Genomic DNA, 21263 nt, shown 5'->3' with positions numbered 1-21263 from the left:
CAGGACCCTGGGGTCAGACGGCTTGCGAGGCGGTAGTAGAGGGCATGGCTCCGCGCAAACGGTCGGCGCGGGATTTCACCCAAATCTGCTTGATGGCTTTGGTGCCGGACAGCATCGGGTAGATCGCGAGCTGAATGAGGGCGATGAGGACGCCGGTGAGCAGGCTAGCGCCGCCAAAAGCCCAGATATAGCCAAGCGTCATGGAGCCGGCGACGGGCGCGACGCCCAAGTAGAAGTAAAAGATGCCGTCAACGAGGAGGTGGCAAAGCGCGCCGATCCAAACCCAACGCCAAAAGCTGCTCTTATATTCTGACCATCCAAGGGTCGCGAACCAGATCAGCGGGCCGCCGATTATATAGGCTTGAAGCGCGATGAAGCCGAATGGGTCGCCAGTGATCAGGCGCATTCCCGCTTGAACCAGCATGGCCACCAGAAAGACAAGACCGCTTTTGCGTATGGGATAGCCAAGCGTCAGAAGGACGTAGAGAACGGCCAGAAGGAACGAGGCGAAGAACAGGCCGAGCGGTCCCATGCCTTGCGCCACGCTATTGATGAGCGGTGAGCCGACGAGCATGTACGCCCAGGCGACGACGCCGGTAATCACACCGACGATAAGGTCGACGGCGCGAAACGTTCGCACGTCATCCATGAGATTTTTTAGCATCGAGGGTCTCCTTTGCGATAGATCGCCAATAGTGGTTACCATGTTGCATCGCATTGGGCTAGAGCTTAGGTGAAAGGGGTCTGTAGAGACTTGTTCTCCTATGTACAGTTTCTTGCGTAAAAGAATAAAGTACATAAAATAGACGCATGGGCTAAAATATATACATGCTTAGACCAAATTATGAGCATTCTGCAGGCGGATCAAACCAAGACTTGCTCCTTGAGGTGAGCGCAGTCCGGCCGTGAATAGGCGCGGATCGCGATCTGCCAGGAGGCTCTCGCGGCACTTGGCGGCCAAGGAAAAGTCCGGCGTGGCACGCTTCGTGCTTTATGTGGCTGACGTCGTGGGTGCAGGAATCGGATTTCCCAGAAACGGGCGCTCCGACATCTGGCCCCATGGCCCCGATTGGGGCGCAAAATAGCCAGTTGTTTTAGTCGAGCCCAACTCGACGCGTGCGTGGCAATGCCGCCGAACTCGCACGAGAGAAGTCCGCGACCTAGCTCCCATGGCAATGACGCCCTCGCAATCAGTTGATGGGCGCGATCATGTCTGGAGCACGCACGCTCATGAGCGCCGCGCACATCCCCATCGGGTTGTTGTTCTCGTCTGACGGACCCTATAGCGCCGTCTCGCGCAGCATGATCAATGGCGCCCTTCTCGCAATCTCCGAAGTCAATGCCGAAGGCGACGTCATCCTTGAGCCGACGCACGCCAACCCGGCCGGCGAACTCGCGCGCTACGCGTCATTCGCCGGCGACATGCTCGCGCGCGGCATCCGGCACGTCGTCGGTTGCTACACATCATCGAGCCGCAAGGAGGTCATTCCTCTGTTCGAGAAAGCCGACGCTTTGCTTTGGTACCCTTCTCACTACGAGGGCTTCGAATCCTCCGCAAATGTCATCTACACCGGCGCGGTCGCCAATCAGCATTTGGCGCCGCTGGTGGACTTTCTGCTCGAGCGCTGCGGGCGCACGGCCTTCTGCGTCGGCTCCAATTATATCTGGGCCTGGGAAAACAACAGAATCCTCCGTGAACAGATGGGTCGATCCGGCGCGGCTGTGGTCGCCGAGCGTTATTTCCCGATGGGCGCGGCCGACTTCGACCAAGTGATTGGCGCGATCTTGGATGCTCGGCCCTCCTTCATCTTCAACACGCTCATTGGCGTTTCGGCCTGCAGTTTTTTGCGCAGTCTGCGCGCTGCGTGCATAGCGCGAGGCATAGACCAAGCCCTCGATCTGCCGGTCGCGAGCTGCACCTTGTCGGAGCCGGAGCTGGAGGCAATTGGTCCAGCCGCCGTCGATGGGCATATCAGCTCCAGCGTCTATTTTTCCTCAGTGACTTCGGCGGAGAACGCCAGCTTCGTCGCGGCCTACGGCGCCCGCTTTCCAGAAGGACCCGCCGTCTGCGCCGACGCCGAGGCCGCCTACATCGCGGTTCGCCTGCTCGCCTTGGCGGTGCGGGCGGCGGGCTCAACTGACGTCGAGGCGGTCAAGGACGCGGTAGGACGGCAGGTAATCCAGGCACCCCAGGGAGAGGTTTGGATAGATCCGAGCACGCTGCATGCCGCTCTCACGCCGCGCATCGCCCGCTCGACCCGCGACGCGCGTTTCGAAATCTTGCTGCAGTCGCCATCGCCGGTCCGCCCGGACCCTTATCTCACTTGGAATTCCTCTCGGCTCGCGATGTTCGGCCGACGACCCGCGTTGCGGGTGGTGTCGTCATGACGACTCCGCGTTTGATCCAGAATTTCCGCAACAGTTGCGCCGTGTTGCTTGGCGGCGAGGGCATCGCGACCGATACGCTGCGCGCGACCCTATTGAAGCTCGGCGTGACGCTGAAGCATATCGAACAGACTGATTTGACGCTTCTCGATAGCGCTCGCGATATTCTCCTTGTGGACGGCGACAGCCTGCTGGATCCGGTTTCGATCCGCGCGACGGGCGCCGCCCTTCCGCCAGCGCCGGCGATTGGTCTCGTCGGCGTCGAGGCCCCCAGCCGGCTGAAGGCTTTGGCGGACGTCGGGGTCACTGCTTTCCTGCGCAAGCCGGTGCATGCCGCCGCCGTCTATTCGTCATTGTTCCTTGCGGTGAACGGATATCGCCGTCTGCAGGCGATGGAGCAACGCCTCGCCGACTATGATCGACGGCGGCGCGGCCGCCGCTTCGTGATCAAGGCGGTCGTGCATCTCGTCCAGACGCATGGCCTCAATGACGACGAGGCCTATGAATTGCTGCGCCGGGCCAGCATGCGGGAGCGACAAGGTCTGGAAGAGTACTGTGAGGCCATCATCGCGGCGATGGCGACGGAGCCGCCGGCGGCCGATGAAACGCTTCCGCCGCGCGGCGCTCGCAGCTCTTCGGCAAATTCAAACATTCAACGGGAGATTAAGCGATGAGATATAAGTTGATGCAGAGCGCGGCGCGTTCCGCGCTCTTTGCGGCGATGACGTTCGCCGCTGGCGCGGCTCACGCGGCGGAGCCGATCAAGCTCGGAGTGCTTGAAGATCAATCCGGCGATTTCGCCCTTGCGACCATCGGTAAGGTGCATGGCATTCAGCTCGCGACCGATGAAATCAATGCGGCGGGCGGCATCGCCGGCCGCAAGCTCGAATTGGTGATCTATGACACGCAGTCAGACAATACGCGCTTTCAGGAGTTCATGCGACGCGTGCTCCAGCGCGATAAGGTCGACGTGGTGTTCGCCGGCTTCTCTAGCGCGTCTCGCGAAGCGTATCGCCCGATTGTCGATCAATTGAATGGCTTTGCTTTCTACAACAACCAATACGAAGGGGGCGTCTGCGACGCTCACATGATGGTGACAGGGGCGGTCCCCGAGCAGCAGTTCTCGACCTTGATTCCGTGGATGATGGAGAAATTCGGGAAAAGGGTCTACACGATCGCCGCCGACTATAATTTTGGCCAGATCTCCGCCGAATGGGTCCGCAACATCGTGAAGGAGCAGGGCGGCACCATGGTAGGTGAGGAGTTCATCCCGCTTGGCGTCTCGCAATTCTCGTCGACGATCCAGAATATCCAAAAGGCGAAGCCCGACATCCTGATCACATTGCTTGTCGGCGCGGCGCAGTCATCATATTACGAGCAGGCGGCGGCGGCCAATCTGCATGTTCCCATGGGCAGTTCGGTCAATGTCGGACAGGCTTATGAGCACAAGCGCTTCAAGCCGCCGAGCCTCGCCAACATGTACGTCACGACCAATTGGATCGAAGAGGTTGACGATCCAAAGAGCAAGGAGTTCGTCGCCAAGTGGCACGCGAAATTTCCCAATGAGCCCTACATCAACCAGGAAGCCGAAAACTCCTACCTCGCGGTCTATATGTACAAGGAAATGGTTGAGCGGGCGAACGGATCAACCAAGCGGGACGATCTGCGCGCCATCGTCGCCAAAGGCGACGTGTGCGTAGATGCGCCGGAGGGCAAAGTCTGTATGGACCCGAAGAGCCAACACATGTCCCACACGATCTATCTGGCGAAGGTCGGCGATGATCATTCAATCACTTTTCCGAAGGTCTGGACGGACATTAAACCCTATTGGCTCGGCAGCGTTGGATGCGATCTGACGCAGAAAAATCCCAACGCCCAGTATACTCCGAGCAGCCCACCGCCGAAATAGCGGCGCTGACAGCCTCGCAAACCCGAGAGCGAATTTGACTGATTTCTTGATTATCCGGGATGCTGGCTGATGCCGAATTTCGACGCCGTGTTCGGCTTTCTCTACCAGTTCGGCGATGCCTGCGCCTTCCTCGTGCTTTGCGCGAGCGGGCTCGCCGTCATCTTCGGCATGATGGGCGTCATCAATCTTGCTCACGGCGAGTTCATCATGTGCGGGGCCTATGTCACTGTAACTTTGGCCAAGCTGGGCGCGCCGCTGGCGCTGGCGATCCTGTGCGGAGCGCTGGCGACCGGGGCCGCCGGCATCGTGCTAGAGCGTCTCGTCATCCGCCATTTATATCAGCGTCCGCTCGATACTGTGGTCGCGACATGGGGGATCAGCCTGATCATTTCGCAAGGAGCGCTGATCCTTTTGGGTCCGAGCCTTTCGGACATCAGCACTCCGCTCGGCAGCGTCGATATCGGCAATCTGTCCTACTCGGTGTATCGGTTCGCGCTGATGGCCGCCGCCGCGGGTTTATTGCTGGCGCTGTATTTATTGTTCAATCTCACGCGCTTTGGCGTTTTAGCGCGGGCCACAATCCAAGTCCCCCATATGGCTGAAGCGCTTGGCGTCAACACAAGCCTCATTTACAGCCTCACATTCGGCATAGGCGCGGCGTTGGCCGGAGCGACTGGCGGCCTTTATGCGCCGACCATGACCTTGGTGCCTACGATGGGCAGCCAGTTCATCATGGAGGCCTTCGTCACTGTCGTCGTCGGAGGATCGGACGTCTTCCTTGGCACGGCCCCGGCCGGGGTGACGCTCGGGCTGGTGAAGGCGGCTATGACCACCTGGCAAGGGCAATTGGCCGGCCAGATTGGGCTGCTGGTCGCGGTGATCATCGTCATCCGGATCCTACCGCGCGGCATCTCTGGCCTCATCCTGCGTGAACGCGCATGAAGAAGAGCCGAATGCCTCTCGCGCTGCGTTGGCTGGCGCGCCTCGAAGGTCCGCAGACTATGGGGCGGGGGCCATGGTTCTGGGCTGGCTTCGTCGTGACCATCGCCCTTGCTTGCGCCTATCCGCTGCTCGAGGATGGCTACACCGTCGGCAACACGATCTATTTCTTCAATTGGGTCTTCATGGCGCTCGGCTTGTGCCTGATCTGGGGATACGGCGGCGCGCTTAGTTTTGGACAGACTGCTTTCTTTGGCGTGTCGGGATACGCCTATGGCGTCATCACGCTCAATTTTGGCGCCGATTATGGGCTGACCTGGGTCGCCCTTGTGTTGGCCTTGGCGGCTTCCGCCCTTTTCGCGGCAGTGCTTGGTTACTTTCTGTTCTTTGGCCGGATCAGCGGCGTTTTCCTTGGCATCGTCACCCTGTCCGTGACCCTCGTGCTGGAGCGCTTCATGGCGCAAACGGCAGGCCCGGAGTGGCATATTGGCTCCGCCAGGCTGAACGGCTTCAACGGCATGAGCGGCATGCCTCCGCTCACGATCCCTTGGTTTGGCGGCAACATCGAGCTGATAGCCGACGTTCCGCTGTATTACGTGGTGCTAGGGCTGCTGATTGTGACGTATCTGGCGATGCGCGCGGTGTTGAATTCATCGTTCGGCAATGTGCTGGTCGCCATTCGCGAGAATCCCCAGCGCGCCACTATGCTCGGCTACGATGTGCGGCGTTATCAATTGGCGGCCTTTGTCATCGGCAGCACTCTCGCCGGATTGAGCGGAGCGCTCTACACGGCTTGGGGTCAGTATATCACGCCATCCTGCATGGGAATTACGGCGGCGGCTCTGCCGATCGTCTGGGTGGCGGTGGGCGGCCGTCGCGACATAACAACGACGCTGATTGGCGCGCTAGTGGTGATTGGCGGGTTTCAGGCTCTCACGGTCTATGGCAGCCAATATGCTTTGGTGGCGATGGGCCTGCTGTTGGTGCTCACCGTGCTGTTCGCGCCCGAGGGATTGATCACCTCGCTCATACAGCTGCCGGCGACGGCGGCGCGGCGGCTTCGCGGCAAGGGAGCGCGCTGATGCCATTGCTGGAAACCCGCAAACTCAACAAGCGCTTCGGAGGCCTGCGCGTCACCGATGACGTCAATCTCACGCTGCAGGCGGGCGAGTTGCACTGCCTCATCGGTCCCAATGGCGCGGGAAAAAGCACTCTTTTCAGGCTGATCCTTGGCGAGTATCCGCCCTCGAGCGGACAGATTTTTTACGCTGGCGAGGACATTACCCGCCTCCAGCCGCATGATCGCATCCGCCGCGGCGTCAGCGTCAAGTTCCAAGTGCCAGGCATATTCAAGGCGCTCAGCGTGCGACAGAATCTCGAGATCGCCTTGCAGCATCATCTCGAAAGTCACAGCCTGCATGGCGAGATTCGGCGGCAGCTCGCGTTCCTCAACTTGTCTTCTGATGCGGACCAACTCGCCGGCAACCTCTCTCACGGGCAGAAGCAGTGGCTGGAGATCGGAATGGCGGTTAGTCTGCGGCCGCGCCTGCTCTTGCTGGACGAGCCGACCGCCGGCATGTCGGCCGAGGAAACATATGCGACGGGCGAATTGGTGAAGACCCTCAATAAAGAGGGCATGACGGTGCTGGCTGTCGAGCATGACATGGAGTTCGTCCGGCAAGTGGCCACAAAGGTGACCGTGCTCCATTTCGGCCGCATATTTGCGCAAGGCAGCATCGATAGCGTCATCGCCGATGAACGGGTGGCGGAGATCTATCTCGGACAGGGGCATGGCCGGGGCGCCCATCATGCTTGACGATTCCTCCCTCCTATCGGTCGAAGGTTTGCGAGCCGGCTACGGCGGCAAGCCGGTGTTGCAGGGGATCGACCTGCAGGTTCGCAAAGGCGAGATCGTCGCGGTCATCGGGCGCAATGGCGTCGGCAAATCCACGCTCATCAAGACTCTGATCGGCTTGCTGCCCACGGACGCTGGATCTATTCGCTTCCGCGGCGCCGAGATCAGCCGCATGACGCCGCATCTGCGCGCTCGCAACGGGATCGGCTATGTGCCGCAGGGACGCGACGTGTTTCCGCGCATGACCGTCGAAGAAAATCTCCGCGTGGGAGAAACCAGCCTGCGCGGCGCGGCGACGCCGGACTATGAGCTAATCTATCAGAGCTTCCCGATTCTGCGCGAGAGGCGGCGCCAGACCGCAGGCACGCTATCCGGCGGTCAACAGCAACAGCTCGCGATCGCCCGCGTCCTGATCGCGCAGCCGACGCTGGTGCTGCTCGACGAGCCATCGGAGGGGATCCAGCCCTCGATCGTGCAGGACATCGCCCGGATTAGCGTCGATCTCAACCACCGGACAGGCGTCACCATCATGCTGGTCGAGCAGAATATCGACATGATCCGCGCCATGGCTCAGCGCTGCTATGTCATGGACAAGGGACACGTAATCGCGGAACTGACGTCGAGCATGCTGGACGATCGCGACACAGTTCGGCGCTACTTGGCGATCTGAGAACAATGCAACATATGAAGTTTGAGGAGGAGCGTTATAAATGTCGTGGGTTTCGTCATCGATCATGGCCCGTCGGGGGTTGGCTGCCGGGGCCGCCGGGCGCGAATATGCGATCACCGAGGCGACGCAAGGCCGCTACCACTATGTTTATGGCCCCTACGCGAAGCCGGTGCTGACTGTTGACCCAGGCGCCGTCATCAGCTGCGAAACTCACGATGCGTTCGAGGGCAAGATCCGGCATGAGGACGACAAGCCGAGCGAGATCCTCAACTTTCCGTTCCTCAACCCACAGAATGGGCCAATCTATGTGAACGGCGCAGAGAAGGGCGATTGCCTTGCCGTCTATATCCGCTCGATCAGGCCGCGCGGCCCGCAACCGGTCGGGACCACGTGCCTGATACCGGAATTTGGCGGTCTCGTCGGCACGTCCGCCACCGCTATTTTGAACGCTCCGCTGCCTGAGCGCGTCAAAAAGATCGAAGTCACGGTCGAGGGTGGGGTGAAATGGAGCGATAAGATCACGCTGCCTTATCAACCCTTCATCGGCACTATTGGCACCTCGCCGGAAATCGAGGCGATTTCGTCGCTGACGCCCGATTATTATGGCGGCAACATGGACCTCCCGGATGTTGCGCCCGACGCGGTGATCTATCTGCCGGTGAACGCAGAGGGCGCCCTGTTGTATCTAGGCGATTGCCATGCCATTCAAGGCGATGGCGAGTTATGCGGCGTCGCGCTCGAGCATCCGACTGTCACGACGGTCCAGGTTGATCTGATCAAGGGTTGGACGATCGCGTGGCCGCGGCTCGAAACCGCGGAATTTTATATGACCATAGGCTGCGGCAGGCCCATGGAGGATGCGGCGCGCATCGCCTATCGCGAGTTGGTGCGCTGGATGGCCGCCGATTTCGGCTTCGATGAGCTCGACGCCTACATGCTTCTGACCCAGTGCGGTCGCGTCAGATTGGGGAATATGGTCGACCCCAAATACACATTGGGCGCCTCGATCCTGAAGTCGATCATCGAATAAAGCTGGCGTCTTCGGTCGGTTAAAAGTCTTACGACGCGGTTGAGTCGGCGGCCCGGTAGGCCTGCTCGAGGTCAATCGCGGAATTCGCCGCGCCTGCGCGTATTGGCGATGGCGCGGTGAGAAGTCCTTCAGGAGGGGCGGCGATTGGCGTCAAACAGGTCGACGAGCGCCGCCGCCGCCGCCAACAGCGCTTCATCATTGCGCGGCGCGGCGACGAGCTGAACGCCGATCGGAAGCGACCCCACCATCAATCCTGGCGCGGAGATGCAGGGCAATCCCAGCAAGGTCCATAAGCGGTTGAAACGCGGCGATCCCGTCGACGAAAGATCCTTCGGCGCAACATCGGCTGATGCGAAGGTCAAAAGCGCGTCGACCCCCTCGAATAATGGCGCTTGCGCTTGGCGTGCTTCATCGACCACGGCGAGCGCTTCGAGGTAGGCCTGTTTCTCGATCAACGATGCCTCGTCAAGATAGGCCGCAAGGCGTGAACTCAAGCTCGAACGGTGCATGCGCCATTCCGTGGCGAGCGCGATGACGCTCTCATAGCCTTGGACGACGCCATGCGCGGCATCGGATAAGACGAAGGCCTGCGGCAAGTCGCGCGGCAAGAGCGTCGCTCCAGCGCGATCGAGCCTCCTTGCCGCCTCCTCGAGGGCCGCGCGCGCGGCGGGCTCAGCCGTATCATCCCACGGCGTCGATAAGACGGCGATGCGCAAGTCTGCGGCATCGGGCCGCTCGAACCGGGCTTCCACTCCGCGCAGGGCGGAAAACAGCAGGCGCATATCATCGACGCCCGCAGTGAACAGGCCGACGGTATCGAGGCTTGGCGCGAAGTGCTTCAGGCCCTGCGTCGGCAACATGCCGAAAGAGGGTTTGAATCCGGTGACGCCGCAGAATGATGCCGGGCGAATGATCGATCCGGCCGTTTGGCTGCCGATCGCCGCCGGCAGCATGCCCGCCGCGATCGCCGCCGCAGAGCCTGCGGAAGATCCGCCGGGGCTGCGATTCAGCGACCAGGGGTTGCGCGTCGCGGTAGGTTCCAGGAAAGCAAATTCGGTGGTTGTCGTCTTCACCGGCAATATCGCTCCCGCCTCTGTGAGCCGTGTCACCGTCGCCGCATCGGTTGCCGGACGGTGGTCGGCGTAGATCGATGAGCCGTGACGGGTTGGCAGGAAGGCTGTGTCGTAGTTATCCTTTACCCCGACCGGAAGTCCGCGCAGCGCGCGTCCGCGCATCGCCGGGATCGCAGCAGCCGCATTCTCCCAGTTCGCCGCCGCGAAGGCGCCGATTGCCGGTTCGACCTCTTGTGCGCGAGCAGAGAAGGCGGCGAATTCCCGCTCAGCCGTGGTCTCGCCAGCGGCGATGGCGCGGACAAGCGCGAGAAGCGAGACAGGGTACACATATTTCATCGGATATCGTCCTACAGTCGCATGTGTTTGTGGATCCTCCATCGATTCCTCGGCGGCGAGGCGGCCGTCAACCCTGTCGCCGCTGTTGAACGCGGCGAAACGATCGGCGACGCGGAAAATGAAGGGCCGATGTTGCTCGACAGCCAGCATCGCCATCCTACCTTCGCATCGGGCTTCGGCAAGCGGTTACCTCGTCGGGGGCGATCGACGACGGCTGCAGACATTCGCTGATTCGCCGAGAGAGCAGACGATTCGGCGATCAGCGCGCGCGATGGAAAGACGGCGAAAGAGTCAGCATCGGCAGGCGAAAACGCAGGGTGAGAAAGGTCCCTTAAATTGGCGGTCTTCGTCACGCGGAGACACGGTTTCGCCAAGCGACGCCGCTTAAAAATCAAGGGTCCAGGGAAAAACCGCATCACGTTAGGAGGATGACGCGCGAACTCGGTTGGATCGGTCGAATCTTACCGACGACCTTGTGGGGCTGGCCCGCTGCCGCTTCAGGCATGGCGTGATGAACACAAGCTCAACCCGCCCGTACCCACAAAGCCAGAGACTGCGCCAGCTCGGCTGGCGAAAGCGCTACCTCAACGGGGCATGTATCGCCATTTTTGCTAGGACCTGTTGACGGATAGGATTCCCATCGTGGCAAGGATCTGATTCAAGGTCGCTTTCGCAAGGAGGCGGGCTTGATTCGGGGATTGATGAGCGATGAGGAATGGGCCTGTTTTGAGCCCTTCGTGACGGTTCGCGGTGCACATAGCGGGCGACGGCCGAAGGACCACCGCCTTGTTCTCGATGGAATTTTCTGGATCGCCCGCACCGGGGCGCAGTGGCGGGATCTGCATGAACATTTCGGCAAGTGGTCGTCGGTCTACCGGCAGTTCCGGCGCTGGACGCTCGCCGGATTATGGGAACTCTTTCTAGACGCCCTGAACGAGACCGAGGGCGTCGGCGAGAGCGTTCAGATGATCGACTCGACCGTTGTCCGGGCGCATCACTGCGCAGCCGGCGCTAAAGGGGGACTCCGCGTCAGGGTCTTGACGCTCAAGAGGTGGCTTCACGACAAAAATTCACCTCCGCACGAACGGCGAAGGATTGCCGATAGCCGCCGATATTACCGCAGGCGAAGTCTCTGATTATTCGGGCTTTGATCCATTGATGGAAGCGGACGGCCCGGAGCCCAAAGTCATGCTTGCCGATCGCGGCTATGATTCTGATCATATTCGCAAAACATTGGAGGAAAAGGGTGCGGCGGCGGTCATTCCGTCACGCAGAAACCGCAAGGTCCAGATCCCGGTCGATGGCCACATCTACGCCCTGCGCAACCGCATCGAACGCTGCTTCAACAAGCTCAAGAACGCACGAAGGCTGGCGACCAGATACGACAAAACCGCAGCCAGCTATCTCGCTTTCGTCCACATCGCCGCGATCCGCCTATCGACCCGCGCATTTGTCAACAAGACCTAGTCTGAGAGTTCTTCCTGGAAGCAAGACTACTTGACGACCTCGGTAGAAGGCCGATCATTGCCAGGCGCGTGCTCGGATCGCCATTTTCCGTTCTTGTCTTCGTATTGAATTTCTTCGGTCTCGCCAGGCGCACGCTGCTCTGCCGCCACTCGCTCGGCAGCGGCTGTCGCGGCTTCATGGCTCGCAAAAGTCTCCGAGAACACGCCGTCGAACGTATAAGCCCATCCTCCATCATGTTTGACTACCTGATAGGCAACCTTAGCCATGTCGTTATCTCCGTTTAGCATTCTGTCGGCAGTCGAATCAGGTCGTCTTTGAGACCTTAATTAAGCGATGAAGCACCGTTAAATGGTGCAATCGCCTGTGGTGAACGCGCAGAGCGGAATAAGGTTCTCCGAGAGTCTGGCTTTCATTTGCGTCACCCAATTCTCTCGGCCGGTGATTCAGCATCCGGCTGGAACATCGGCCGGAATGTCGCAGATAGCCATATATTGCCGCTTGGTGCGCCGTTTACCGGTCCACGGGGTTCGAACCGTTTGCAGCGCCTTGAATTCAGTCGCGAGAGCCTTCGCCGCCCTCGAAAACAGGCGAGCGGAAGCGCCGTAGGTCAATGCTTCGAAGGCGAGGAAGCCAATGTCGGAGGGAACCTCGAACAGCCCGGTATCAACAATAGGGCCGCTGTCGACCGTCTCAGCCATGACATGCAGCGTGGAGCCGAACATGGTCGCTTGGTCGCGCCAAGCGAAGAAAGTCGGCGCCCCAGCCAGGGTAATCAGGAGTGCCGGGGTGGACGTTGTAGGCACCGCAGCCAATCGCCTCAAGCACTGCCGCTGGCACGATTTCGGGGAAAAGAAACGCCACCAAACGGGCATCTTCCAACTGGCCCGATTCCGGAGCGGGAAGGTCGGCCACCGTCAGTGCGGGAAATACGGTCAGTTGAGGATTGTGGCGCGTGAGCATCGCGGCAAGAAGCGGTTGTTCGGCTTTGCTGGCGAGCATGTACAAGGTTTCATGCATTTTGTGACGGCCATCGCAGGATCGATAATCGCGTAGCTGCATCTAACAGCGCGAACTGCTGTTTCTTTGCTTGCCATTGATGCTGGCTCGAAGATTCACATTTACTGTTCTTAAATTGGCCCACCCGGTTTGCTGGTCTTGCCGGAGTCGCAATTCCGATCCGAATAGTGCGGAACTTGTTTCAAGATTTCTCATGGCGCGAATTGCCAACCGCCACGCAGCATTGCTCGAGAAGAATTGATAGATTCGTCGCTGCTCGCAGCGCTGCTTGCGGAAGTTCAGCGCATGCGCTTTAGCGTGATCGTGGAAACCATGCGAGCAGAGCGGGCAGGGCGCAGATCGCCCTCGACGACGAGCTGAAAAGGGCCGCTCTCAGGGCTTAGGGCGGACCCATCCTCGCGATCTGCGAGGATAACCCGCTCCGGCCTTATGACGGCGTCGGTCTCGGCCAGATCGAGGGCGACCGTGTAACCGTCGCGCGCCTGCACGATCACAACGTCGGCAAGTTCCGCTCCATGGATTGCCTTGCCGCTTGGAGCGCCGACTTTTTTTAGAACATCGCCGAGAAGCGCGCCCTCGAAACTATGGACAGCGCCATGCTGTTCGACATTCAAGGTCACACGAGGCAGCGCATCCAGTTCGGCGAGGGTGATGGTCGCTTGCTGGCCATCAAGACCCGTCAGAGCGACGCTTGGCGGCGCATCTTCGCCGCGCGCGGCGGCGGAGGCGGCGGCTATGAACAGAGATACGGTCAGCAGTTTGGCGCAAAGCGCTTTCATAGCTATATCCTTCAGAGCATTGCAGCCGATTGGCGCTGCATATCCAAACAGAACGCCAAGCTTTAACGCAAGTCCTGCGGTTGTCGGCTCAGCCTCAGTTATCCCGCACGAGACTGTCGCAAGCCTGACTCGGCGGGCGGCTTCCGCCATCTCTCGAAAATCGTCAGCTCTTGGAAAGTTTACCGGCATAAGGTTTTGACATATCCTGCCAGGGCGGATATCGCGGGAAGTTATAGTGAGCGAGCCATGGCCCTCCCAAGCGTAGCGTCGCGGCTCAACAGATACGGATTCACGCTCGTCGCCGCGCAGGTCGGAGTTGCGCGGGCGGTCCTTTAGCGGGAATTTGAACAATGACCACTTTCAACGATAGGCTGGCTGAGTTTGGCCGCGATGAACTCCCCGCAGACGGTGCGCCGGTTGAGATTTTGTGCGTGGACCATGTCGGGACTTATGTCATCCCGTTTCCGTGCTGCCGTCTCGAGGGGGCCTGGTGCAATTCCGCAACCGGAGCTGTGATCGAGGCGCGGGTCGTGGGCTGGCGCTCCAAGGCATAGGCTGAGGTCCGCTTAGGGAGAAAGTCAACGCAGGAGGCGCGGTCATGAAGCATCATGAACCTTATCTGCCAGCTAAAGCTCTCGGCATCGAAGAGTGGGAGCGGGAGGGACTGGTCGCGCTTTCGTTGAAGCTCATGAACGAAACTCTGACGTTGGATATGACCCGGGCCGCTTCCGATTGCGGTTCGATTTGCTGCATTGGCGGCCATCTCGCCCTCGCGCATGGAATATCGGTCCCGGGCGCTCGCCGTTACGTGCAAAATCAGGCCCAAAGCGATGGACCCCTCGGAGATCTCTTTTTCCCGGATTTGACGGTCAACCATCAGCATCCCGGCTGGCGGGCTCAAGGTCCCCAGGCCGCCCGGGCGATCCTCAACTTCCTGACCACAGGCGTTGCTGATTGGACGGATGTCATGCTCGGCGCATGAAGACGGTTGACGCGGTCTACGGCGATAGGAGTTCCAAAGCGCCGAGAACCGCTAGCCCGGCGGGGTGACTGGAACCTCGGCGTTCAGCCAATCGATAAACTTATGGTTGACCGATTCGGGCGCGATTTCGGCGATGCAATTGGCGTAGCTCACGATGCTCTCGATGACGCGCTCGACGGCCGTCCGGTAGCCTGCTTGGGTTTTGACGATGAGGACAATTTCAGGCTCTTCGACGATATCGCCTTCCCACCGATAGGCGCAGCTAATTGGAAACCAGTTGCAGCACAAAGCCAATCGCCGCTCGAGCAAAGTCCGGGCGATTTTCCTCGCCTCATCCACAGTATTGAGCGTGACGTAAAATATCTTCACCGGGATGACGCCTCAGAGAGGTCGCTGGTCGCGATAATGCGCGGAACAATAAGCAATTGAGCATGATCGATTTAAGTTCAATCGATCATGCCGCTCATGGGCTGGTTTGGAGCGCGCGAGGTCAGGCCGCGATGCCGATCGACGCTGCTTTCGCCAGAAGCGCCTCGGCCATGCGAATGCTGGCGATGTCGATGAGACGGCCATCGAGCGACACGGCGCCTTTGCCGGCTTTCGCCGCATCGGCCATCGCCGCCATGATCCGACGCGCCTTGGTCACTTCGGCCTCCGATGGCGTGAAGACTTTATTGGCGAGCTCGATTTGCGACGGGTGGATCGCCCATTTTCCCTCATAGCCAAGCACCGCAACGCGATTGGCCGCCGCGATGAAAGCGTCTGGATCGGAGAAATCCCCAAAAGGCCCGTCAATGGGGCGTAGGCCATAGGCGCGACAGGCGACCATCATGCGGGTCTGCGCCGCGTGCCACGGGTCGGCCCAATAATATTGGCGTTCGCCTTGTTTGTCCTTATCGGTCAACACGCCATAATCTGCGTTGACGCCGCCGATGACCGTCGTGCGCGCGCGCGTCGAGGCTGCGTAATCGGCGACGCCGAAGGACATGGCTTCAAGCCGGCGGCTGGATTGCGCGATCGCCTCGACATTGGCCATGCCGAGCGCGGTTTCTATCAGAACCTCGAAGCCGATGCGCTTCTCGCGTTTCTTTGCCGCTTCGATCTGCGTCACCAGCATGTCGACGGCATAAACATCAGCCGGCACCCCGGCCTTGGGGATCAGGATCATATCGAGACGCGGGCAAGCCTCCACGATGTCGACGACATCGCGATACATGTAGTGCGTGTCGAGACCATTGATGCGGACCATCATGGTCTTCGCTCCCCAATCGATCTCATTCAGCCCGGCAATGATGTTCTTGCGGGCCTGCTCCTTGTCGTCAGGGGCGACGGCATCCTCGACGTCGAGAAAGATAATGTCGGCGGCCGAATTCGCCGCCTTCTCGAATAGCCCCGGACTGGAGCCGGGCACTGCGAGTTCGGAACGATGGAGGCGCGGCGTCGCCTGCTCGATGATCGTGAAGCTCATGGCGTCTATTCCCTCTTTCCTTGAATATGTCTTTTTGGCTCAGCCGGTGGCGCCGAGGCCGCTGGAGATGCAGTTGATCGAAAGCAGCAGGTTGGACCTGTAAGCTTCCTTGCTCAGTTCGGTCGCGCTGGCGCGAAAACCTTGCAGGAGCTTGACCTGTTCGCGATTGACCTTGTTGATTGTCGGCAGGCGATGCGCAAGGCGGCCGCGATAGCCAGGAAACCGTTGCGCGATCTCTTCTTCCTGAGTAATCCGCAATACCATTTTGCGCGTGAGCGCAAGTTCGGTCGCGATCAATCCGAAGATGGCCTCGCGCACGTCATCGTCATAAACGAGGCTCGCATATTCGCCGGCGATATCGAGATCGACCAGGCACAAGGTTTTTTCGACCTCGCCGATGATCATGCGAAACAACTCCGATTCCTCAAACATGCGGTGGAGCAGGGCGAGCCCGCGCTCTTTGCGCACGTCGAGAAAACTCGCGATGCCGCTGCCGACGCCGTACCAACCCGTGATCACATGCCGGTTCTGCGCCCAGGCGAACACCCAGGGGATCGCCCGCAAATCGCTCAGCGAGCGCGCGCCAAAGCGGCGCGCCGGGCGCGATCCAATATTGAGCATCGAAATCTCATCGAGCGGACTCGCCGATTGAAAATAAGTCAGAAGGTCCGGGTGGCCGATGAGCCCGGCGTACGCCGCATGCGAGGCGCCCGAAAGCGCTTCCATCGCCTCTTCGAATTCGGCTCGCAGCGCCGGCGCTTTATGTTCGGAGATTAGGGCGTGCTCGAAGACGCTAGCTCCCAAAACTTCCATCTGATAGGCGGCGGTGCCGCGATTGGCGTATTTGAACGAGACCACTTCGCCTTGTTCGGTGACGCGCAAGCGGCCGCTGATCGAGCCGGCGGGCTGGGCGGCGATTGCCTGGGCGGTGGGCGCGCCGCCTCGACTGACCGATCCGCCGCGTCCGTGGAAAAAGGCGATCGGAATGCCGGTTTCATGGCCGATTTTGGTCAACTTGTTTTGCGCTTTCGCAAGCTCCCAATTCGAAGAAAGAAAGCCGCCATCCTTGTTCGAGTCGGAATAGCCGATCATCACTTCTTGCGTGCCGCCCTGAATGCGGGCGCTGCGTCGCGCCAGCGGCAGCGACAACAATTCGCGCATGATCGCCGGGGCGGCGCGAAGATCGGTGATCGTTTCAAACAAAGGTATGATCGGCAGCGTGCAAGCCTCGATGCTAGCCGCGTCGTGATAAAGTCCTACTTCTTTGGCGAGAACATATGCGCCGAGAATATCGGCGACCGACCGGCTCATGCTGAGAACAAAGCCGCCAAAGGCTTCGCGGTCGAATTCCTCATTCTGATCGCGTGCTAACTTGAACATTCCGAGCGTCTCCGCCGCTTCCGGCGGCAGCGCGCGGACGATCGGAGGCCCAAGACGCGGACGGGCAAGTTCGGCGAGCAGCCAGGCTTTCCATTGCTCGGAATCGTGAGCGGGCGGTTCGCCGTGATCAGGGCCCATCACAGAACGCCACAGCGCCTGCAGCGTTTGGGTCAGACGCGTCGTATTTTCGCGAAGATCCAACCTGACGGTGCGAAAGCGAAAAACTTCGACCGCCCAGCGCAGCGGCCGCACCAGATCATTGGCGAGGCCGGCGCTGCCGCTTTCCGACAAAGCCTCTTCCGCCACTGCGAGATCGGCGATCAATTCGTCAGCGCTGGCGTAATAAGAGCCTGATGTCCGAACGTTTTCCTGACGAGCAATGGTCGCCTTGAGCTTGCGGAGCGCGCAGATCAAAAACTGGCGATAAGGTTCGCCGGGATTTCGTTGCGCGATGTTCGGGCCGTCGCCGCTCTCGGCCAAGGCGCGGCTCAGCGCCTCCCGGAACGCGGGGGGCAGCGGAAGGGCTCGCTCGGATATCGACAGGCTCTTGATCAGAACGGCGAGGCGCTGTTCGTAATAACACAAGCTGGCGAGAGCATTCTCGCGTAGCGCGCGACGCGTGACGTCGTTGGTGACAAAAGGGTTGCCGTCGCGGTCGCCGCCGATCCAGGAGCCAAACTGAAAGAATTGCGATAGCGCGAAGCGCTCGCCCGAATAAGCAAGGTTCAGGGCGCGATCGAGCTTCTTCAACAGTTCGGGCACGCCATCGAATAGGGTTTCGTGGAAAAAATGAAGCCCCCAGGCGACTTCCTGATCCACCGAAGGCTTTTCCAGACGCAACTCGCCCGTCATCCATAGCAGCTCGATTTCATCGCGCAGCTGATCGATCAGGCCGCTGCGCTCGCGCTCCGTCCAACGCGGTTGCTCTAGCTCAACCAGCAATCGATAGATTCGGCGGTGCTTCTCCAGAACGGTGACCCGCTTGGCTTCGGTCGGATGCGCCGTAATGACCGGACGCACCCGCATGGCGCTGAGGCGTTCGCGAAGATCTTGCGCGTCGATGCCGAGCTGGGCCGCCTTGGTCATGACGTTGGCGAAGGTGCCTTGCACGGCTTCATCGCCGCGCTCGCGCTCGATGCGGCGGCGTTCGCCCATCGCCGCGTCCTGTTCGACGATCGCCAGCAGCTGAAACCAGATGCCATGGGCTTGGAAGACGCGGGAAAGAACTTCGGGCGGCAAATCCTCGACCTTGGAGTCGCCGGCAAGAACCAAGGCGATCTCTGGATGGTGGCGCTTGACGACGTCGAGGAGCAATTGGAAGAAAATAGTCGCGACGCTTTCGCCGCTGAAAGCGAGTTCGGCGGGGGCGACGGAGCCGATGATCGGATGGTCGAGCGGATCGGCGCGGCGCTCACTCATGGACGGAGCTCCACAGGGGCGGCCAGCACGCATTTGCGTTCATCATATCGGGCGTTCCATCCTTAACTTTGTGGTTGGCCGCGGATATTGGGTCCATCCGCCGGAGTTGACTGCGCAAATCTATCGCGAACCGCGCAATCCAGATCGACTTCAACCAGAATACAAAAGGCTGAGCATTCTCAAGTTTACGTAATTTGAAATGCTCCGGTGCGGCCGGAGCCAAGGCTTGGAGACCAAGCTCGCGCGAGGATTGGTCAGACATTGGAGAAAGCCAGACCAATTCGGCGAGCGCCGAAATAAGTCTGGCGTTCGACCGATTTATAGAGCCGCCACCGAAGCTCTCGCCGGGGCCGCCGCCTCCGCCAACACTTTAGCCATGGTCGCGCCGAGTTCGCTTGGGCTTGGCGCAACGGTCAGGCCGTAGGATTTCATGATCTCCGCTTTTTCGGCGGCGCTGTCGCCGGATGCAGAAATGATCGCTCCGGCATGGCCCATCCGCCGGCCTTTCGGCGCGGTCAGGCCGGCCACATAACCGACCACCGGTTTCGTCATGTTGGCTTTGATCCAGGCTGCAGCTTCGGCTTCCTGCGGGCCGCCGATTTCGCCGATCATCATCACGGCCTGCGTCTCGGGATCTTGCTCGAACAGCACCAGATGATCGAGGAATGAGCTGCCGTTGATTGGATCGCCGCCGATGCCGACGCTGGTCGAGACGCCAATGCCGAGGCTTTTCATTTGCGCTGCAGCCTCATAGCCGAGCGTGCCGGAGCGCGAGACGATGCCGACGGAGCCTTTCATATAAATGTTACTTGGCATGATCCCGAGCATGGCTTTGCCGGGGCTGATGATGCCAGCGCAATTCGGTCCGACCAGCAAAGTGCGGCGCCCGCGCTGATAGCGCAGCAAATAGCGCTTCACGCGCATCATGTCTTGAGCCGGGATGCCGTCAGTGATCGAACAAACGAGGCAAATGCCGGCGTCGGCCGCCTCCATGATCGCATCGGCGCAAAAGGCCGGCGCCACAAAGGTAATGCTGCAATTGGCGTTGGTCGCCCGCACCGCGTCCTTCACCGTATTGAAGACGGGCAGGCCAAGATGGGTCGAGCCGCCTTTGCCGGGGGTCACGCCGCCCACGACATTGGTGCCGCACTCGATCATTTCCTTGGCGTGGAAAGTGCCTTTGTCGCCAGTGAATCCCTGAATCAGAACTCGGCTTTTTTCATCAATCAGAATGCTCATGTCTCTAGCTCTCCTGAGCCTTTTCCGGCGAGCCTGAAGCCTGGGCTCGCGGCGGAAAACGCTCCTTGATCCCAGTTCAGCTCAAGCTCTCGCGCGGACCGGCGCGTCAGTCGCCGCGGCGACCGCCGCACTGGCTGCGTCGGCAAGCGTGTCGGCGGAGATGATCGGCAAGCCGCTGTTTACGATGATATCCCGACCGGCCTGGAAATTCGTTCCGGCGAGACGGACGATCAACGGGACATCGACGTTTTGCGTCCGGCAGGCCTGAACGACGCCTTCGGCGACCCAATCGCAGCGATTGATGCCGGCGAAAACATTGACCAGAATCGCTTTGACGTTGCGATCGGATAAGACGAGCCGGAACGCTGCGGCGACGCGTTCGGGCGATGCGCCGCCGCCGACGTCGAGGAAGTTGGCGGGGCTGCCGCCAGCATATTTGATCATGTCCATGGTCGCCATGGCGAGGCCCGCGCCATTGACGATGCAGCCGATGTTGCCGTCGAGGCCGACATAATTGAGGTTGTGCTCGGCGGCGAGAACCTCGCGCGGATCCTCTTGCGAATGGTCGCGCATGTCGGAGATATTGCTGCGGCGAAACAGCGCATTATCGTCGAACGACATTTTGGCGTCGAGCGCAAGGACGCGATCGTCCTTCGTCAAAACCAGAGGATTTATCTCCACCATGGTGGCGTCTAGATCGCGAAAGGCGCGATAGCAACCGAGCATGCTGGCGACGGCGCGGCTGACTTGTTTCAGATTGAGTCCGAGGCCAAAGGCGAGTTCGCGCGCTTCGAAGGGCTGCAAACCAACCGCCGGCTCGACGACGACCTGCAGAATCTCCTCGGGATGTTCTTTGGCGATCTCCTCGATCTCCATGCCGCCGAAGCGCGAAGCGATGATCCGCACGCGTTCGACCTTGCGGTCGAGCACGAAACCCAAATAGATTTCTCGCTCGAAAGGCTCGGCGACCTCGATGTAGACGCGCTGGACGACTTTGCCTTCGGGGCCGGTCTGATTGGTGACGAGCGTTCTTCCGAGCATGTCGGCAGCCGCCGAGCGCACTTCATTGTAGGTTTTGCAGAGCTTGACGCCGCCGGCTTTGCCGCGGCCGCCCGAATGGATTTGCGCCTTTACCGCCCAGTGCCAGCCGCCGAGTTCGGTCGCGCAATAAACAGCCTGATCGGGGCTATAGGCGACTGCGCCGCGAGGAGTCGCCACTCCGAAATTAGCCAATATCTCCTTGGCTTGATACTCGTGAATATCCAGCTTCCCCTCCTATGTTTTGGCAGGTCGCTCCGCTTAATGCGGACTTACC

22 protein-coding genes are annotated in these 21263 nt (G+C 60.2%); 11 read left to right on the top strand and 11 right to left on the bottom strand.

Annotation, left to right across the window (positions count from 1 at the left end; all coding sequences use genetic code 11):
- Positions 1–13: 13 nt before the first annotated feature.
- Positions 14–664, bottom strand: coding sequence for a hypothetical protein (locus WDN46_24605; protein ID MEJ0096474.1), 651 nt, complete (start codon positions 662–664; stop codon positions 14–16).
- A 566-nt stretch (positions 665–1230) separates the two neighbouring features.
- Here WDN46_24605 and WDN46_24600 point away from each other — a divergent pair.
- The 8 genes from WDN46_24600 (at position 1231) to WDN46_24565 (ending at position 8788) form a co-directional block, all read left to right on the top strand.
- On the top strand, positions 1231–2388 hold the full coding sequence (locus WDN46_24600) for a transporter substrate-binding domain-containing protein (GenBank protein ID MEJ0096473.1): 1158 nt from the start codon (positions 1231–1233) through the stop codon (positions 2386–2388).
- Positions 2385–3059 carry an ANTAR domain-containing protein gene (locus tag WDN46_24595; GenBank protein ID MEJ0096472.1) on the top strand — a complete coding sequence of 225 codons (675 nt, stop codon included), beginning with the start codon at positions 2385–2387 and terminating at the stop codon, positions 3057–3059. The genes WDN46_24600 and WDN46_24595 overlap by 4 nt, the downstream gene beginning before the upstream one ends.
- Before the next feature lie 47 nt (positions 3060–3106).
- Positions 3107–4294 (top strand): urea ABC transporter substrate-binding protein, encoded by a 1188-nt coding sequence (locus WDN46_24590; protein MEJ0096471.1) that lies wholly within the window; start codon positions 3107–3109, stop codon positions 4292–4294.
- A gap of 69 nt (positions 4295–4363) precedes the next feature.
- Positions 4364–5236 (top strand): branched-chain amino acid ABC transporter permease, encoded by an 873-nt coding sequence (locus tag WDN46_24585; protein MEJ0096470.1) that lies wholly within the window; start codon positions 4364–4366, stop codon positions 5234–5236.
- 11 nt (positions 5237–5247) lie between these two features.
- Positions 5248–6315, top strand: a complete 1068-nt coding sequence (locus tag WDN46_24580; GenBank protein ID MEJ0096469.1) for a branched-chain amino acid ABC transporter permease — start codon at positions 5248–5250, stop codon at positions 6313–6315.
- Positions 6315–7049: an ABC transporter ATP-binding protein gene (locus WDN46_24575; protein MEJ0096468.1), complete on the top strand. Its 735-nt coding sequence runs from the start codon at positions 6315–6317 to the stop codon at positions 7047–7049. Before WDN46_24580 ends, WDN46_24575 begins: the two co-directional genes overlap by 1 nt.
- On the top strand, positions 7024–7758 hold the full coding sequence (locus tag WDN46_24570; protein ID MEJ0096467.1) for an ABC transporter ATP-binding protein: 735 nt from the start codon (positions 7024–7026) through the stop codon (positions 7756–7758). Before WDN46_24575 ends, WDN46_24570 begins: the two co-directional genes overlap by 26 nt.
- A 40-nt stretch (positions 7759–7798) precedes the next feature.
- On the top strand, positions 7799–8788 hold the full coding sequence (locus tag WDN46_24565) for an acetamidase/formamidase family protein (protein ID MEJ0096466.1): 990 nt from the start codon (positions 7799–7801) through the stop codon (positions 8786–8788).
- Positions 8789–8916: 128 nt separating this feature from the next.
- Here the strand turns inward: WDN46_24565 and WDN46_24560 are convergent, their stop codons facing one another.
- Positions 8917–10347, bottom strand: coding sequence for an amidase (locus WDN46_24560; protein ID MEJ0096465.1), 1431 nt, complete (start codon positions 10345–10347; stop codon positions 8917–8919).
- Between the two features lie 551 nt (positions 10348–10898).
- On the opposite strand from WDN46_24560, the gene WDN46_24555 reads away from it, so the two are divergent.
- Positions 10899–11664, top strand: a protein-coding gene (locus tag WDN46_24555; GenBank protein MEJ0096464.1) for an IS5 family transposase whose coding sequence is annotated in 2 segments (ribosomal slippage) — positions 10899–11239 and positions 11238–11664 — 768 coding nt in all. Because the reading frame shifts where the segments join, the coding sequence is not laid out codon by codon here.
- Between the two features lie 26 nt (positions 11665–11690).
- On the opposite strand, the gene WDN46_24550 is transcribed toward WDN46_24555, so the two are convergent.
- From WDN46_24550 to WDN46_24535, 4 genes are all read right to left on the bottom strand, one after another.
- Positions 11691–11930 (bottom strand): DUF2188 domain-containing protein, encoded by a 240-nt coding sequence (locus WDN46_24550; GenBank protein MEJ0096463.1) that lies wholly within the window; start codon positions 11928–11930, stop codon positions 11691–11693.
- Positions 11931–12107: 177 nt separating this feature from the next.
- The gene (locus tag WDN46_24545; protein MEJ0096462.1) at positions 12108–12362 is read right to left on the bottom strand and encodes a hypothetical protein; all 255 of its coding nucleotides are present in this window, start codon (positions 12360–12362) and stop codon (positions 12108–12110) included.
- Positions 12355–12723: a hypothetical protein gene (locus WDN46_24540; protein ID MEJ0096461.1), complete on the bottom strand. Its 369-nt coding sequence runs from the start codon at positions 12721–12723 to the stop codon at positions 12355–12357. The genes WDN46_24545 and WDN46_24540 overlap by 8 nt, the downstream gene beginning before the upstream one ends.
- Positions 12724–12959: 236 nt before the next feature.
- Positions 12960–13460, bottom strand: a complete 501-nt coding sequence (locus tag WDN46_24535) for a molybdopterin-dependent oxidoreductase (protein MEJ0096460.1) — start codon at positions 13458–13460, stop codon at positions 12960–12962.
- A gap of 350 nt (positions 13461–13810) precedes the next feature.
- On the opposite strand from WDN46_24535, the gene WDN46_24530 reads away from it, so the two are divergent.
- Both WDN46_24530 and WDN46_24525 read left to right on the top strand, forming a co-directional pair.
- The gene (locus tag WDN46_24530; protein MEJ0096459.1) at positions 13811–14014 is read left to right on the top strand and encodes a hypothetical protein; all 204 of its coding nucleotides are present in this window, start codon (positions 13811–13813) and stop codon (positions 14012–14014) included.
- Positions 14015–14058: 44 nt separating this feature from the next.
- Positions 14059–14442 (top strand): hypothetical protein, encoded by a 384-nt coding sequence (locus WDN46_24525; protein ID MEJ0096458.1) that lies wholly within the window; start codon positions 14059–14061, stop codon positions 14440–14442.
- A 51-nt stretch (positions 14443–14493) separates the two neighbouring features.
- On the opposite strand, the gene cutA is transcribed toward WDN46_24525, so the two are convergent.
- The 5 genes from cutA to WDN46_24500 form a co-directional block, all read right to left on the bottom strand.
- Positions 14494–14811 carry a divalent-cation tolerance protein CutA gene (cutA, locus tag WDN46_24520; GenBank protein MEJ0096457.1) on the bottom strand — a complete coding sequence of 106 codons (318 nt, stop codon included), beginning with the start codon at positions 14809–14811 and terminating at the stop codon, positions 14494–14496.
- Positions 14812–14932: 121 nt separating this feature from the next.
- On the bottom strand, positions 14933–15910 hold the full coding sequence (locus WDN46_24515) for a CoA ester lyase (protein ID MEJ0096456.1): 978 nt from the start codon (positions 15908–15910) through the stop codon (positions 14933–14935).
- A gap of 39 nt (positions 15911–15949) precedes the next feature.
- Positions 15950–18709, bottom strand: coding sequence for a phosphoenolpyruvate carboxylase (locus WDN46_24510; GenBank protein MEJ0096455.1), 2760 nt, complete (start codon positions 18707–18709; stop codon positions 15950–15952).
- 318 nt (positions 18710–19027) lie between these two features.
- Complete coding sequence (sucD, locus tag WDN46_24505) at positions 19028–19948, bottom strand: succinate--CoA ligase subunit alpha (GenBank protein ID MEJ0096454.1); 921 nt, start codon at positions 19946–19948, stop codon at positions 19028–19030.
- Positions 19949–20029: 81 nt separating this feature from the next.
- On the bottom strand, positions 20030–21214 hold the full coding sequence (locus WDN46_24500) for a malate--CoA ligase subunit beta (protein MEJ0096453.1): 1185 nt from the start codon (positions 21212–21214) through the stop codon (positions 20030–20032).
- Between the last annotated feature and the right edge of the window lie 49 nt (positions 21215–21263).

Origin of the sequence: Methylocella sp., from assembly GCA_037200525.1 — a bacterium.
GTDB lineage: Bacteria > Pseudomonadota > Alphaproteobacteria > Rhizobiales > Beijerinckiaceae > Methylocapsa.
The sequence above is the reverse complement of the archived record's forward strand: the minus strand, read 5'-3'. Positions and strand labels throughout refer to the sequence as shown.

What these genes read in the sequence shown, in the direction of transcription:
- WDN46_24540 (MEJ0096461.1), bottom strand. Translation starts at nt 12,723, where the DNA reads ATGCAGCTACGCGATTATCGATCCTGCGATGGCCGTCACAAAATGCAT.
- WDN46_24565 (MEJ0096466.1), top strand. Translation starts at nt 7,799, where the DNA reads ATGTCGTGGGTTTCGTCATCGATCATGGCCCGTCGGGGGTTGGCTGCC.
- WDN46_24535 (MEJ0096460.1), bottom strand. Translation starts at nt 13,460, where the DNA reads ATGAAAGCGCTTTGCGCCAAACTGCTGACCGTATCTCTGTTCATAGCC.
- WDN46_24595 (MEJ0096472.1), top strand. Translation starts at nt 2,385, where the DNA reads ATGACGACTCCGCGTTTGATCCAGAATTTCCGCAACAGTTGCGCCGTG.
- WDN46_24550 (MEJ0096463.1), bottom strand. Translation starts at nt 11,930, where the DNA reads ATGGCTAAGGTTGCCTATCAGGTAGTCAAACATGATGGAGGATGGGCT.
- WDN46_24510 (MEJ0096455.1), bottom strand. Translation starts at nt 18,709, where the DNA reads ATGAGTGAGCGCCGCGCCGATCCGCTCGACCATCCGATCATCGGCTCC.
- WDN46_24560 (MEJ0096465.1), bottom strand. Translation starts at nt 10,347, where the DNA reads ATGCTGGCTGTCGAGCAACATCGGCCCTTCATTTTCCGCGTCGCCGAT.
- WDN46_24515 (MEJ0096456.1), bottom strand. Translation starts at nt 15,910, where the DNA reads ATGAGCTTCACGATCATCGAGCAGGCGACGCCGCGCCTCCATCGTTCC.
- WDN46_24600 (MEJ0096473.1), top strand. Translation starts at nt 1,231, where the DNA reads ATGAGCGCCGCGCACATCCCCATCGGGTTGTTGTTCTCGTCTGACGGA.
- WDN46_24605 (MEJ0096474.1), bottom strand. Translation starts at nt 664, where the DNA reads ATGCTAAAAAATCTCATGGATGACGTGCGAACGTTTCGCGCCGTCGAC.
- WDN46_24530 (MEJ0096459.1), top strand. Translation starts at nt 13,811, where the DNA reads ATGACCACTTTCAACGATAGGCTGGCTGAGTTTGGCCGCGATGAACTC.
- sucD (MEJ0096454.1), bottom strand. Translation starts at nt 19,948, where the DNA reads ATGAGCATTCTGATTGATGAAAAAAGCCGAGTTCTGATTCAGGGATTC.
- WDN46_24545 (MEJ0096462.1), bottom strand. Translation starts at nt 12,362, where the DNA reads ATGGCTGAGACGGTCGACAGCGGCCCTATTGTTGATACCGGGCTGTTC.
- WDN46_24525 (MEJ0096458.1), top strand. Translation starts at nt 14,059, where the DNA reads ATGAAGCATCATGAACCTTATCTGCCAGCTAAAGCTCTCGGCATCGAA.
- WDN46_24585 (MEJ0096470.1), top strand. Translation starts at nt 4,364, where the DNA reads ATGCCGAATTTCGACGCCGTGTTCGGCTTTCTCTACCAGTTCGGCGAT.
- WDN46_24575 (MEJ0096468.1), top strand. Translation starts at nt 6,315, where the DNA reads ATGCCATTGCTGGAAACCCGCAAACTCAACAAGCGCTTCGGAGGCCTG.
- WDN46_24570 (MEJ0096467.1), top strand. Translation starts at nt 7,024, where the DNA reads ATGGCCGGGGCGCCCATCATGCTTGACGATTCCTCCCTCCTATCGGTC.
- WDN46_24590 (MEJ0096471.1), top strand. Translation starts at nt 3,107, where the DNA reads ATGACGTTCGCCGCTGGCGCGGCTCACGCGGCGGAGCCGATCAAGCTC.
- WDN46_24580 (MEJ0096469.1), top strand. Translation starts at nt 5,248, where the DNA reads ATGCCTCTCGCGCTGCGTTGGCTGGCGCGCCTCGAAGGTCCGCAGACT.